Below are 14390 nucleotides of genomic sequence, written 5' to 3'. Positions count from 1 at the left end.
AAGCACACCCATGGCTGCCGCCCTTCCTCTCATGAGCGTTTCAACCGTTCGGAGGAGCATGGGCGGCCGCGTGGCAGGCGAAGCGAATCATCGATTCTCCGAATCGCGCCCACAACAACCGCCGCGTGCAATTCCTTCGGGTTCCCTCGGGCAATTCTCCCGCAGATCGCACAAGTTGTGGATGATTCATCAACACAGATCGCGTTTGTCATGCACAAGCTTCGATCAACCTGCATCAACGGCAGACATCAACATGCTGTGCAATCAAACCGTCGTATAGTTGCGCGCATGTTGCGCGCGGGACAGCGTATTGCATTCACTATCATGTGTTCCTGAAAGCGAGATTGTCTTGAACGTTACATTCGCCTGCGACGACATCCAGTCTCCGAGAGCGTCTCTACTTGATTTTGTTGAGAAGCTCATTCATCGTTTCGGCGGAAGATAAGAAACGTGTGCGTGTGACTTGAACTTCAGGGGCTTCGGTTGAACAACTCCGATCCATCATTCGCTGGTGACGGCAACCCGGGCTCCCGTGCGACGACGCGATTGGCATGCCATCGGCGACGTAGCCTCGCGCTCCGGACTGCACCTCGCTCATTGGTCAGTATCGGGCGCATTGCAGTCTCTGCCATCGAGCGGAGGCCGGGCACGACGTGCTCATCGGACGCCTCCAGAGGTCTGACGTTCCTCGAAGGATTCGCGAGCCAGGGCGCAAGGCGGCTTCGGGACGCCGCAGACGAAGTTCCGGGGGCGAGGTAGGAATCCATGCCATTGGCAAGAGAAGCCGTCGAGCTGCTGGTCCAGGCGGCGCGGGCTTGGTATTTCGAAGGCAATCAGCATGGATTGCGCGATCGGGAATGGATGGCGCTGCGGTTTCTCGGCCGCGCCAACAGGTTTTCGCGCACACCGTCCGCGCTCGCCGGCTTCATCGGCGCCACCAGGGCGACGGCATCGCAGATCGTGAAGACGCTGGAGAGCAAGTCCTTCCTGGTGCGCAAACCCTCGCATGAGGACAAGCGCTCCGTGGTGCTCCATGTCACCGCGCAGGGCGAGAAGTGCCTGAGCCAGCACGATCCGATCAATCACGTGGTGAATGCTGTCACGGCGCTCGGGACCGACGAGTGCATCCGCTTGCGCGACTCGATGCGCGAGATCCTCAATCACCTCGACGCCGCGCATCAGCGACTCGATGCCAGCATCTGCCGGGACTGCATGTTTCTCGCCGAACGCAGCCCAGGCCTCGGACCAGCCGCGGCAAAGGGGCGTACAACCGCCGAGTTCATGTGCCGGTTGTATCGCGCCCCTGTTTCGCTCGAGGAGACCGAGCTGCTCTGCACCAGCTTCGAGCGCACCCGCGACCGCCCCAAGATCGAGGAGCATCTCGATCGCGCGCGGGTGGCGAGCCAGGGCTGAGGCGCGCGCAATTTCCGGGCGACTGGCTTCATCATCGTCATTGCGAGCGCAGCGAATCAATCCAGAGTCTTTCCGCGGAGGGATTCTGGATTGCTTCGCTGCGCTCGCAATGACGGAGTATGAGGCAGCAGCGTCGCTCTTTCGGCTTGCATTTCAACTTACAGACACGCCTCCGCATCCTCGCGGCGCAATTCGCCCGAGCTTTGCTTGGTCTCTCCACCCTCTCTAGCCAAGAGGGCGCAGGGAAGGCCGGGTGCTGACCTCGCACCCGCGGTCCGCTGCGCGAAGATGTAGCGCAAAGGAACCGCACAGCAGCATACAGGTGGAGCCAATCACTCGGCCTTCCCTGCGCGATGGTCGGACGGCTTATGCCGCGCTCTCCCGGGAGCCGAATTCCTTCTGGCCTCCCTCACGCTCACGGAATTCACCAGCACCGCGCCGGTTGACGCGATCACCGCATCCGCAAGAGCTTGACCGTAGCAACGACGGCCAGGACCACACGGTTTTGCCGTACGCGCGGCCCGCCATTTCGCCGCAGTTTTCCCAGCCCTGTCGACGGAGCCGGAAACTTACAGACGAGACGAACCTGTCAGCGCCGTTCGTCCGCACGCGGCCGCGAGCTCACCGGGGACTACCCTCCCTGCCCGCACCTTTCGCGCCCGACGCTGCCGCGTCCACCGCAAACCCGGCTCGCGAAAACGACGACCACATGATCGCCCCTCAAGGATGAGCCGGGATGGGCGAGATATACGACAAATCCGAATTTCGGCAAAGCGGAATATTTTTGCGCGAGCGGATTGACAGCCGGGCGACACACCCGGCGCCGTAGCCCGGATGGCGCGGAAGCGAAATCCGGGACCGCGCGTTCGGCGAGACACCTTTCCCGGATTGCGCTGCGCTTCACCCGGCCTACGGGGCTTCGGCGCCTCGGCCTCAAATGATCAGCCTCGCACAACAAAAAACACCCGGCGGTTTCCCGCCGGGTGCTCTTTCAGATCTTTCGACAGATCTTACCAGTTGCGCTGAGCGCGGAGGATCATCGCGATCGAGTCCTGATCCTTCAGCTCGTAGGTCGCGGCTGGCTTGGCGGTCGTGCTCGACGGAGCGATGGCAACCACGCCAGAATACTTCTGGTCGAGGTGCGTCCAGGAGAGGTCGGCCGAGAAGGTCAGGTTCTTGACCGGGGTCCAGCGGGTGACGATACCGAGCTGGCCGATCGCGAAGTCCGGGTTACACGAGGTGACACCGGCCAGGCTGCCGAACGTGCCGCCAGCGCCACCGGCGCCGCAGATCGAGGTCTTGGCCAGCGTGCCGAACTGGGCCTGAGCATAGGCACCGTAGAGCGCGGTGTTCCAGTAGGGATCCCAGTTGTGGGTGTAGGCGCCGCGGAAGCCCCAGGTCTTGACGGTTTCCTGCGAGCTGCCGGTCACGAAGACGGTGTCAGGAGCATTGGCGAAGCCGACGCTGCCGTAGGCCGTGCTCGAGCTACCGAACAGCGCGTAGCTGCTGCCCGACAGGTTCTGGAAGTTGTAGCGGGTCGCACCGTCGGTGTAGACGCCCTGGATGTTGATCGTGTCACCCGCGCCGGTCGGGATGTTCTTGATCGACAGAGCGAGCTGAACCGCCCAGCCCCACTTGTCGTCGGGGTGGCCGGTGGTTTCCGTCGCGCCGTAGTAGCCCACGTGGTTGTCATGCGCAGCCACCGACGCCTGGAACAGGCCCCAGGCCTGGTCGACACGCACCTGACCCACGAGGTTCGGCGAACGCGAGCCGCCGATTGCGTTGGTGCCGTACGAGCCACCGAGGATGCCGGAGGCGGTCGCGCCGGTCATGTTGAGGTTGCCGGCCTGATAGTACGCGGTCGCATCTTCAGCCGAGAACGACGCCGTCACGCCCTGGCCGAAATCGGCCGTGTAGGTGAACTGGGTGACGCCGGTCACGGTGCCGCTGCCGCCGACGAGGTTGTCGGTGATGTTGCCGGGATAGTTGGTCCAGGGCGCGTCGAACTGCGACACGGCCTTACCCATCGTGAAGCCAGCGAACTGGATGAAGGCGTAGTACACGCCGAGCGCACCGGCCGAGGTGTTGCCGTCGGTGCCGTTGACGTTGCCGCTGCCCGAGCCGACGAGGCCGGTGCCAGCAGCGTTGAGACCGAGCGTACCGCTGTACTGGGTCGCACCCGTCGCCGAACCGGTGGGCGTATAGTTGCCGGTCGTCCAGGTGAACACGCCGTCGAAGAAGGTACGGACCACGCCGTATTCGGTGGCCGTGCGCGTGTCGATGTTCAGGTCTTCACGAGCGCGGAAGGTATAGTAGTTCATCATGCGGTTGCGCGCACCGGCGGTACCGCTCTGGTTCGGGTTGAAGTCCGAGTTGGAGCCCAGCACGGCGTCAGCGCGCAGGTAACCACCGAGCTTGATGCAGGTGTCGGTGCCCGGGATGTAGTAGAAGCCGGCGCCGTACAGCGAGCAGACCTTCACGTATTCGACCGCCTTGGCCTTCACGGGGAGATCGGCTGCGAACGCACCGGAGACGGCCATCAGGCCGGCTGCCGAGCCGAGAAAGAGCGTCTTCGTCAACTTCATTAGATAAACCTCCAGGTCGGTTCAGGGGGCTCGGCTCCTCGGTGGAGGCCGCTTGACCCTCTCAATTTCCGTTCAATTCAGGTCCGCACTGAAGGTCCGGACTGAAACGACAGCGAGGTGCCCCCCCTCCGTCGTGGATTCACATATAGTTTATAAAAACAATGGCCTCAATTCATTGATTTGCTGAAGCGCAAGTTCGGAAAAGGCTGTTGCCTGCAAGCAACAGGAGTCTCTGGGCCGGTGCAAGCACCTGAAATAAAAGAAAAAGCCCTCAGGGGGCATCCCGAGGGCTTTCTTGGAGGTCTCACATCGCCGTCCGTTGACTATGGTCAAGAGCAGCAAATTCTGAGTGCAAGAGACGTAACTCAATTAATTGTTTTCTGCAAGTATTAAGTGCCGGCACGATTTTCCCAGTGAAGTTTTCGCGCAACGATGGGCGAGACGGCTTGCCAATATCCCGGTACAAGACCGATCAAGACAAAAAGAAAAATGATCGAGGCCAACGGGGGGAAGCCACATGATCGAGAAGAAGCTCGACCGGGCGATTACGGACTTCATCTGGAATATCGTTGAAATCCACTCGCAGCTGGAGGACATCCACAGCAGCTGGGCCGGACTGCTGGGCATCACCGAGCCGCAATGGCTGATCCTGATGGCCATCACCGAGCTGGACGAGGGACGTGGCGTCGCCGGAATCGACATTGCGAACAAGCTGCGGATCCACCCCGCCTTCGTAACCAACCAGACCAAGAGTCTCGAGAAGGGCGGCTTCCTGTCGCGACGGCCCGCAGCCGACGACGCCCGCTTCGTTCTGATGTCGCTGACGGAAAAGGCGACAACGGACATCGAAAAACTGTCCAAGCGGAAGCTCGCCCTGAATTCGACCATGTTCAACGAGCTCGACGAAAAGACCCTCGCCGATCTGAATGCCGCGCTCGCGACCATCGCCAAGAATGCCCGGCTCGCTGCACGGCTGCTGGCCATCGACGTGTCGTGATCCGCGGCTCTTCCCGACGCAGCCAAGGCGTGACGGCATGGGAAAGAATCCTCGGCGCGCATCAGGCCGTTGTCCCCGTATGACTGTGCCGCGTTCGCCGCGAGAAGACCGCGGCTCGGTCATGCGGCTCACGCGCTAGAGATAGGTGACGGGGTCGAGGCGACGGGCCGCTCCAAGTTTGGCGTCGAGCCACTCGAAAATGAAGTCATCCACCGTGACGAAGTTCTCGACCTCGCCCAGAGGATACGGGATGCGGTTCGGCACGACGACCGAGCAGTCGGCTCCGGCCTGACGATAGCCGGCTTGCAGCTCGAGCGCCTCCTGCTCGCGCATCATCGAGCGGCTGCCGACCACCATGAGAACCGGGCAGGCCATCCGGCGCGACGACGGCAGCGGACGCATCGGGACTTCGCCCGCGGCAACCTGCTCAACGCCTGTCATCCAATGAACCGATGCACGCTGCGTGACCAGCCGCAAAAGGCCGCCGTCGCACACGGCGGCGGCTATCCTGCGATCCGAGAGGACGAGGCGGGAGGCATGACTGGCGCCCGCCCCTTCGCCGTAGATCGCGATCCGCTGCGCGTCGACATCCGGGCGAGCCTCCAGATAGTCCAGCCAGCATTGGAGGATATGCTCCTGTTTGAGCGGGCGACGAACAGGCGAATTGCCGGCATCGATGAGCAGAAGCGACATGTTACGGCGCAGCGCGGCGGGCAACAGCCTGCTCACCATCGAGGCCAGGGTGATGTCCTCGTCGGCGACGCAGATGACCGCGGGCGCGGAAGGCCCGTGACGGAGCGCCGGCAGGAAGTAGCCGGTCAACGCGCCCTGATCGAAGCCGTCAATCTCGACGCGCTCGATCGCGTGAACCGCATCGTCCGCGAAGCTTCTCAGGCTGAGACCGACCTTGTCCGCGAAGTCGGCGCTCGCCAGATCTCCCGGAGACGACAGGCTTCGCGCGACTTCGAACGCCATGAGCGCGCACATCCACGCTTCGCGCGCGATCCGGCCGGCACCATCTGCGCGCGCGGATTCGGCGGAGCTCCGATAGTCTCCCGCGAGCCTCAACCAGTCTGAAACCCACAGATGCCTGTGCGCCTCACGCGAAAGCTCCGCGACAGACAGACTTTCGAAGAATTCGGACGCGCGCTTTCGCAAGCGTACCAGGCCTCCGCCGGCGCCATCGCTGGCGCCGTGAGGCCAATAATGACCTTCCATTTCTTTCCCCGAACGGCGCCGTCAGCGATTGGCCAGACTTGCAGGCTGCGCCGTCAGCGCAACGCCGTGCACGTCTGCTCGATGCGATCCCAGGCGTACCTGGTCGCGTGCATCACGCTTGCGTCTGCTGATGCCGTCGGCCTCGTCGATCTGTTTCGCTGCCATTCCGCGCAGAGACAGAGCACCCCCCCGCGGGGATCGAGCCTTAGGTGAAGCGAAATCCCATCCGATGTTCAGTTCGTCTTCGCTTCGCGCGGGCACTGGGCCACACGGTGTGCCACCCCCATCAGTCGGTCTCAACACAAGTTGCACGCCGACTCCAACTCAATCGTCACGTCTCAGCTCCATTGCTGATCTACAGTTATGGCCCCGCGCCACTTTGCCATTTTTGCAGCCTTCCGTTTGCAGTTTTTTGTTGCGGCTAACGACTAAAATTTGGATGCCGTTTGATGACAGAAGAGGCATGACCCGTATCGGCGTTTCATGAACTTCTTATGGGTACATGCGGCGCGCCGCCAATCACGGCAGCGATGGCAGATGCGGCCGATTGCCGCTTCGTCGCTGACGATTGTCTTCGCCCGGAATTTTCCGACTGTCGACGTGCCGGAAATCGACGAGCCGGCTCCCTGAGCGCGCTCATTCGCATACAAACATTCCGAACGTCCGGAAATAACTTGTTTCAAGCAACGAGCGGATCTGCAGCCGTCGCCCGGCCGATTCGTCCGCACTTCGGTGGCCACGGCGCGACCGGGCTTGCCCGCCTGACCTTCCGGCGCCCTTGTATGCATTATCCCAGTTGCCATAGCCGGCCACTTCGCTTTACATGCCCGGCAAACGCCCCCTCGGACGATGGCCGGGCGCAAAAATCACATGACATCTCCAAGGGACGAAACATGGCGCGTAACATTCTGATTCTCGGGGCTTCCTACGGCTCCCTGCTGGGCACGAAGCTGCTGATGGCGGGGCACAATGTGACCCTGGTCTGCCGCGCCAAGACCGCAGAGCTCATCAATCGCGACGGTACCGAGGTGCGCATCAAGTTGCGCGACGAGGCCGTGCACCGGGCAATCTTCTCGCGCAACCTTCCCGGGAAGCTCGATGCCGTGACGCCGGCCAACGTCGATCTCTCCCGTTACGATCTGGTTGGCCTGGCGATGCAGGAGCCGCAATACACCAACCACACGGTGCGCGTCCTCATGGTCAAGATCGCCGCGGCGAAGCTGCCGTGCCTGTCGATCATGAACATGCCGCCGCTGCCCTACCTGAAGCGGATTCCGGCGCTTGCCGACATGGACCTCGAGGAGGCCTACACCAACGCGCAGGTGTGGGAGCGGTTCGAGCCGGGGCTGGTGACGCTGTGCTCGCCCGACCCGCAGGCCTTCCGCCCGCCGGAGGAAGCCGCGAACGTGCTTCATGTCGGCCTGCCCACCAATTTCAAGGCATCGGTCTTCGCGGACGAGAAGCACAACAAGCTGTTGCGCGAGCTCGAAGCCGACATCGACGCCGTGACGCTCGACGGCCACGACGTGCCGGTGAAGCTGAAGGTGTTCGATTCCCTGTTCGTGCCGCTGGCGAAATGGTCGATGCTGCTCACCGGCAATTACCGCTGCATCACCCCGAACGAGCCGCAATCGATCCGCGACGCCGTGCATGGCGACCTCGCACGCTCGCAGACGATCTACGACCATGTCGATGCCCTCGCCCGCCGCCTCGGTGCCGATCCGCAGGACCAGGTGCCATTCGCGAAATACGCCAAGGCCGCCGAAAGCCTGCTCAAGCCGTCTTCGGCCGCGCGCGCGGTCGCAAGCGGCGCGCCCTTCATCGAGCGCGTCGACCTCCTGGTGAAGCTGATCTCGCATCAGCTCGGCGTACCCAATGCCGAGATCGACCGCACGGTGGAGACCGTGGACCAGAAGCTGAACGAGAAGATCGTGCAGGGCGGATCGGGCGCACAGTAAGCGCGCCGCGTCCGTCGCACGCGCTGGCGTCGGCCTTCACGCGCTCGGCAATGATTGAAGCCAGATCAGGCCGGTGACCGCGACCCGCGTGACCGCGCCGGGGCGCGGTTCGCGCAGCACCGATGCGTCGCAATCCCGTCAATCGAGCAAACGGTTCCCGGTGTCGCACCAATGCAACGAGAGCGAGCGCGCAGCCCTGATCACGCGATCGTGTCGCCGCGCACGTCCCGTCTTCTTGCTTCGCGCATAGGCGTCAGCAACATAGCTTTGTAAATCACCTTTTCCGGCATTGGTTTGCGCAACCCGCGTTGGGCATCCCCACAAGAACAGAAGAAGCCATGGACCAGGCGATGCTGAGCGTCGTCCGCGCGGTGGAGGCGGGCGCGACGACGATGAAGGGCGTGATCGACGCCACCGGGCTGTCCCGTCTCAAGATCGAACGTGCGCTGACGGCGCTGGAGAAGCAGAAGCTGCTGGTCCGCGACGGCCAGGGCTTTCGTGCGACCGGCCTGCCCAAGACCACAATGCCCGCGCGGCAATGCGGATCGTGCAACGCCTGCTGCGACATCCTCGAAGTGGCCGGCGTCGACAAGCCGGTGAACCAGCTGTGCCGGCATTGGCAGGCCGGGACCGGATGCACGATCTACGAGCGCCGTCCGCAGATGTGCCGGTCCTTCGTCTGCGCCTGGCTGCAGGGCCATCTCGACGACGACTGGTTTCCGGCGAAGTCGGGCATCGTGGTGCATTTCAGCCAGGACGCCGTCAACGTCACCGTCGATGACGATTGTCCCGATCGCTGGCGCGAGGAGCCGTATTTCAGCAAGCTCGCCGAATGGTCGCTGAACGGGATCAGGCGGATCGGCAATCGCGGTTATGCGACCCTTGTCGTCTCCGGCGCCGAGCGGTTCCTGCTGCTCGGACGCACCGTCGTTCCCGAGCCGACATTGTTCGGAACGGCGTTCCTGCCGCTCACGGCCGACACATTCCGGTTCTGGCGGGCGCGGTCGCCTGAACATTTGCAGCGGCTGCATGCGCGCATCGCCGAGATCGAGCGGATCAGGCAGGAGTTCGGCTCCTGCGCGATTCCGGAGAACGAGGACGACGACCCGCAGGCGCCCTACCGGCCCGCACTTCTACGTCTCTCGAATCACGCCTGAACGCCGCCGTGGGCAACGCGGCCTGATTCGCGCTGCAGCGCTCGACGCGCCGCGGCGGGATTGATAAGCCCCTGTCCGCGGATGATGGGGACTTGAGTCGGGGACATGACGGTTGCGATCGAGATGGGGCAGACCACGGCAGGCGCCGCGGCGGCCATGGACCTCGAGGAACTGCTGGCGACCCGTCTCCTGGTGCAGGGCAATTCGGGCTCCGGCAAGTCGCATCTGTTGCGGCGGCTGCTGGAGCAGAGCGCGCCCTGGGTGCAGCAGGCCATCATCGATCCCGAAGGCGATTTCGTCACGCTGGCCGAGCGCTTCGGCCATCTCGTGATCGACGCCGAGGACCACACCGAGCGCGGCCTCCAGGTTGCCGGCGAGCGCGCGCGGCTGCATCGCGTCTCCACCGTGCTCAATCTCGAAGGGCTGGATGCCGAGAACCAGATGCGGCGCGCCGCGGCCTTTCTCGGCGGGATGTTCGATGTCGACCGCGATCATTGGTACCCGATGCTGGTGGTGGTCGACGAGGCGCAGCTGTTCGCGCCGGCGGTCGCGGGCGAAGTCTCGGACGAGGCGCGAAAGCTCTCGCTCGGCGCCATGACCAATTTGATGTGCCGCGGCCGCAAGCGCGGGCTCGCCGGCATCATCGCGACCCAGCGCCTCGCCAAGCTCGCCAAGAACGTCGCGGCCGAAGCCTCCAACTTCCTGATGGGCCGCACCTTCCTCGACATCGACATGGCGCGCGCCGCCGATCTGCTCGGCATGGAGCGGCGGCAGGCCGAAGCCTTTCGCGATCTCGAACGCGGCCAGTTCATGGCGCTGGGACCTGCGCTGTCGCGCCGTCCGCTACGTCTGAACATCGGCGCGACCGACACCCAGCCGCGCAATTCCACGCCGCGGCTGATGCCGCTGCCGGGGGCAATGCTGGAGGATGCGCGCGCCGTGATCCTGGCCGCGCCGCCGCCCGATGCCAGCCGGCCGCAGCGCCGGCCTGCGCCCGACCTGCTCGAGCAGCTCCGCGCCGCGAAGGCGGCTGCCGTGCCGGACGTGCGCGCGGAGCCGATCGAGGTGTCCGTCAGCGCCGAAGAACTCGCCGAGCGGCGCGAGCGCGTCGATCGTACCCTGCGGGCCGTGCTGGCCGAGCCCGACGCCGGCTTCCGCGCCATCGGCGTGCTGTATCAGGAATTCGTGGTCCGCTGCCGCATCGAGGGCTTAGGGGCAGCAGTGCCCGATCTCAACGAATTCCGCCGCATGCTGACGCATGCGCGCGCCGGCGTCGGTACCGATCTCACTGAAGACGACGCCTGGCAGGACGTGTCGCTGCGCGCCTCGATCCTGCCCGACGACATGCAGGGCGTGTTCATGATGATCGCGCGCGCGGCGAAGGAAGGCTGGCCCTGCCCCGGCGATGCCGCGATCGCGCGGGCTTATGGTTCACACTCGCTGCGCCGCGCGCAGCGCCTGCTCGGTTATATGGAGGAGCAGGGTCTCATCGTCGTCCAGCTCGACGGCGGCGGCCGCAGGATCGTGACGCTGGTGGAATTGGCCTGGGCGACCGCGCCCGGCGATCCCAATGGCGACGATCTGCCGGCGGAGCCGGCGCCGAGCGCGGCTTCGGCCTAAAGCGCTACGCCGCCTCGGAGCCGCCGAGATAGGCGTCGCGCACGCGCGGATCGTCCTTCAGCGCCCGCGCCGCGCCCGACAGCACGATCTTGCCGGTCTGCAGCACATAGGCTTCATGCGCGATCTCCAGCGCGAGGCTGGCGTTCTGCTCGACCATAAACACCGAGACGCCCTCCTGGTTGATGGTGCGGATCAGCTCCAGCACTCGGTCGACATAGAGCGGCGACAGGCCCATGGTCGGCTCGTCCATCACGATCATACGGGGCCGGCTCATCAGCGCCCGCGCCATGGCGACCATCTGCTGCTCGCCGCCGGACAAGGAGCCTGCGCGCTGCGACAGCCGCTGGCCGAGCTTGGGGAACAGCGTCAGCATCCTGTCGAGATCCTGCGCCACCGCGTCGCGGTCGTTGCGCACGAAGGCGCCCATCAAAATGTTCTCGCGCACGCTCATGTCTGCGAACAGCCGCCGCGCCTCCGGCACCGAGGCGATGCCGCGGCGAACGATCTGCGGCGTGGAAAGCCCGATCAGCGAGGCGCCGTCGAACGTCACCTCGCCCGAGCGCGGTTTGACCAGACCGAGGATGATCTTCATCGTCGTCGACTTGCCGCTGGCGTTGCCGCCGAGCAGGCAGACGATGTGGCCGCGCGCGACCGTGATCGAGAGGTCGAAATGCACCTGGGCTTGGCCGTAGAAGGTGTTGACGTTCGATAGCGCCAGCAGCGGTTCGGGGACGTTCGCCGTCATGCCGCACTCTCCTGCTCCGCCGTCCCTGATAGCCCGTGGCCGAGATAGGCCTCGATCACCTTGGGATCGGTTCGCACCTGTTCGCCCGGTCCTTCCGCGATCTTCTTGCCCTCGTCCATGACGATGACACGGTCGGACAGGCGCATCACCATCTCCAGCTTGTGCTCGATCAGGAGGATGGTCAGCCCTTCCGCCTTCAGCTCGGCGACCAGTGCCTGCATCTCCGCGGTCTCGGTCGGATTCATGCCGGCGGTCGGCTCGTCGAGCAGCAAAAGGCGCGGCTTCAGCGCCAGAGCACGCGCGATCTCGACGCGGCGCCGATTGGCGTAAGACAGGCTATAGGCAGGCTGGTCGATGCGCGGCAGCAGCCGCTCGCCGAAGCGGGCGAGGATGGCCCTCACCTCCTCGCGCAGCCGCTCCTCTTCCGCCTTGACGCTGGCCGGGCGCAGCAGCGCCAGGCCCAGTTCGAGCAGCGGGCCGATCACCGGCACCGCCGGCTTCACGGCGCGCAGCCGCGTGTGGGCGCCGATCAGGACATTGTCCATGACGCTGAGATTGCCGAAGACGCGGCCGAGCTGAAAGGTGCGCGCGATGCCTTGGCCCGCAAGTCGCTCCGGCGACAGGCCGGTGATGTCCTGGCCCTCGAAGCTCACAGTACCTGCATCCGGCCGATCGAGCCCGGTCACGAGATTGAACAGCGTCGTCTTGCCGGCGCCGTTCGGGCCGATGATGCTGATCAGTTCGCCCCTGGCGAGGTCGAGATCGATGGCGTCGACGGCGGTCAGGCCACCGAAGCGGCGCGTCAGCCCGCGCAGAGACAGCATGGGATTGTGCTGCTCCGCCATCAGATCGTCCCCAACAGGCCCTGCGGCCTGAACCGCACCAGCAGCAAGAGCACGATGCCGTAGATCAGGATGCGATACTCCGCCGCGATCCGGAACACCTCAGGCAGCCCGACCAGCGCCACTGCCCCGACGATCGCGCCGACCACATTGCCGAGACCGCCGAGGATGACGACGGTCAGCGCCAGGATCGATTGTTGCGTGTTGAAGGTCTCGTGGTTGATGTAGGAGTAGAGATGCGCGGCGATGCCGCCGCTGACGCCGGCGGCAAAACCGCCGAAGATGAAGGCCAGCGATTTGTATCGATTGAGGCTGAGCCCATAGGCGCGCGCGGCAATGTCGTCGTCGCGGATGGCACGGAAGCTACGGCCGAGATGCGAGCCCAGCAGGCGTCCTTGCAGCAGCGCCAGCACGGTCATCACCGCAAAACTGAACCAGTAGATCGAGGACGGGCTGATCAGGTCGTAGCCGAACAGCGACAGCGGCGGGATGCCGGAAATGCCGATCGGACCGCGCGTCACGCTTTCCCAGTTCAGGATCACCAGCGACACGATCTCGCCGATGGCAAGGGTGGCGATCGAAACATAATGCCCGCGCAGGCGGAAGGACGGCGAGATCAGCAGCGTGCCGAGCGCGGCGCTCATCAGGCCGCCGCCGATCACGGCCAGGCCGACAGGGACGGAGAGTGTCAGCGACAGCAGCGCCGACGTATAAGCGCCGATCGCAAGCAGCGCGGCATGTCCGAGCGAGACCTGCCCCACCGTGCCCGCAACCAGCGTCAGGCTGAGCGCGAGCATGCCGAGCAGCCAGGCATTGATCAGGGTCTGGAGCACGTAGAAGGACACCGGGAAGAACGGCAGGATCGCAAAGCCGACGGCGGCGACAGCCAGGGCCCAGCGCGGAATGCGCACGGGGCGGCTCGGCGCGATGAAGGTGCCGGTGAGCGGCTCGGGCGGCGCCTGCCGCGCGCTGGCGAAGAGGCCGTTCGGCCGCAGCACCAGCACGACGACCAAGAGCAGGAACGCGAACAGATTGCGATAGCTGGTGCCGAACACGGCGACGCCGTAGCTTTCGACCAATCCCAGCAGCAGGCTGCCGATCACGGCGCCCGGCACATTGCCGGCGCCGCCGACGACCTCGGCGACGACGCCCTTCAGCGTCGCCTGCAGGCTCATCGCGGTGTCGATCTGGTTGTAGTACATGCCGACCAGCATGCCGGAGACGCCGCCGAGCGCGGCGGCGATGCCGAACACCGCCTGATTGACGCGGTTGACGTCGACGCCCATCTGCATCGCGGCGTCGCGGTCCTGCGAGGCGGCGCGCACGGCCCAGCCCAGCTTGCTGTAGCGCAGGAACACGAACAGCAAGAGCGCACTGGTGAGGCCGACGCCGGCGATCAAGAGATCGAGCGGACCGATGGTGCCGCCGCCGACCTGGAAGCGAACATCCGGCAGCTGGCTCGGCAGCGCGCGCGGATTGGGCGAGAAGGTCAGCATCACAAGCTGATCGAGCACGAAGCTGATGCCGATGGTCGCCAGCAGCGGCGCGATGCGCACCGAGTTCTGCAGTGGACGCAGGCCGAACCGCTCGATGATCAGGCCGACCACCGCCGCGGCCGCCGCCACCACGATGATGGTGAGCGGCAGCGGCGTATGCAGCTGCACCACCGCGACCCAGCCGATATAGGCGCCGACCAGATAGATCGAACCTTGCGCGAAGTTGATCAGCCGGCTGACGCCGAAGATCAGCGCGAGCCCGACCGCCACGAGGGCGTAGACATTGCCGACGATCAGCCCGTTGATCGTGTAGTCGAGCCAGGAAGACACGCTGATATCACCGCGAAGAGAGGAAAGCG

The 14390-nt window shown here is 64.7% G+C and carries 10 protein-coding genes; 5 read left to right on the top strand and 5 right to left on the bottom strand.

Translation table 11 applies throughout. The features are described 5' to 3' along the window. The first annotated feature begins 765 nt into the window (after positions 1 to 765). Positions 766 to 1413 carry a MarR family transcriptional regulator gene (locus tag QA649_RS12510; protein ID WP_283024447.1) on the top strand — a complete coding sequence of 216 codons (648 nt, stop codon included), beginning with the start codon at positions 766 to 768 and terminating at the stop codon, positions 1411 to 1413. Between the two features lie 1010 nt (positions 1414 to 2423). On the opposite strand, the gene QA649_RS12505 is transcribed toward QA649_RS12510, so the two are convergent. Beyond that, on the bottom strand, positions 2424 to 3998 hold the full coding sequence (locus tag QA649_RS12505) for a porin (RefSeq protein ID WP_283024446.1): 1575 nt from the start codon (positions 3996 to 3998) through the stop codon (positions 2424 to 2426). A gap of 517 nt (positions 3999 to 4515) precedes the next feature. On the opposite strand from QA649_RS12505, the gene QA649_RS12500 reads away from it, so the two are divergent. Then, positions 4516 to 4995, top strand: a complete 480-nt coding sequence (locus QA649_RS12500) for a MarR family transcriptional regulator (protein WP_283024445.1) — start codon at positions 4516 to 4518, stop codon at positions 4993 to 4995. Positions 4996 to 5130: 135 nt separating this feature from the next. On the opposite strand, the gene QA649_RS12495 is transcribed toward QA649_RS12500, so the two are convergent. Next, positions 5131 to 5970: an alpha/beta hydrolase gene (locus QA649_RS12495; protein ID WP_283024444.1), complete on the bottom strand. Its 840-nt coding sequence runs from the start codon at positions 5968 to 5970 to the stop codon at positions 5131 to 5133. Between the two features lie 1136 nt (positions 5971 to 7106). On the opposite strand from QA649_RS12495, the gene QA649_RS12490 reads away from it, so the two are divergent. The 3 genes from QA649_RS12490 to QA649_RS12480 all read left to right on the top strand — a co-directional run bounded on the left by QA649_RS12490 (position 7107) and on the right by QA649_RS12480 (position 10948). Next, positions 7107 to 8171 (top strand): 2-dehydropantoate 2-reductase N-terminal domain-containing protein, encoded by a 1065-nt coding sequence (locus QA649_RS12490; RefSeq protein ID WP_283024443.1) that lies wholly within the window; start codon positions 7107 to 7109, stop codon positions 8169 to 8171. A 338-nt stretch (positions 8172 to 8509) separates the two neighbouring features. Further along, the gene (locus QA649_RS12485) at positions 8510 to 9328 is read left to right on the top strand and encodes a YkgJ family cysteine cluster protein (protein ID WP_283024442.1); all 819 of its coding nucleotides are present in this window, start codon (positions 8510 to 8512) and stop codon (positions 9326 to 9328) included. A gap of 105 nt (positions 9329 to 9433) precedes the next feature. Further along, positions 9434 to 10948, top strand: coding sequence for an ATP-binding protein (locus tag QA649_RS12480; RefSeq protein WP_283024441.1), 1515 nt, complete (start codon positions 9434 to 9436; stop codon positions 10946 to 10948). A 4-nt stretch (positions 10949 to 10952) separates the two neighbouring features. Here the strand turns inward: QA649_RS12480 and QA649_RS12475 are convergent, their stop codons facing one another. The 3 genes from QA649_RS12475 to QA649_RS12465 are packed head-to-tail and all read right to left on the bottom strand — an operon-like array spanning position 10953 to position 14361. After that, positions 10953 to 11693 carry an ABC transporter ATP-binding protein gene (locus QA649_RS12475; RefSeq protein ID WP_283024440.1) on the bottom strand — a complete coding sequence of 247 codons (741 nt, stop codon included), beginning with the start codon at positions 11691 to 11693 and terminating at the stop codon, positions 10953 to 10955. After that, positions 11690 to 12538 (bottom strand): ABC transporter ATP-binding protein, encoded by an 849-nt coding sequence (locus QA649_RS12470; protein WP_283024439.1) that lies wholly within the window; start codon positions 12536 to 12538, stop codon positions 11690 to 11692. The genes QA649_RS12475 and QA649_RS12470 overlap by 4 nt, the downstream gene beginning before the upstream one ends. Beyond that, positions 12538 to 14361: an ABC transporter permease gene (locus tag QA649_RS12465; protein WP_283024438.1), complete on the bottom strand. Its 1824-nt coding sequence runs from the start codon at positions 14359 to 14361 to the stop codon at positions 12538 to 12540. Before QA649_RS12465 ends, QA649_RS12470 begins: the two co-directional genes overlap by 1 nt. Between the last annotated feature and the right edge of the window lie 29 nt (positions 14362 to 14390).

This window comes from Bradyrhizobium sp. CB1717 (genome assembly GCF_029714325.1).
Taxonomy (GTDB): Bacteria; Pseudomonadota; Alphaproteobacteria; order Rhizobiales; family Xanthobacteraceae; genus Bradyrhizobium.
This window is presented reverse-complemented; position numbering and strand designations above follow the sequence as displayed.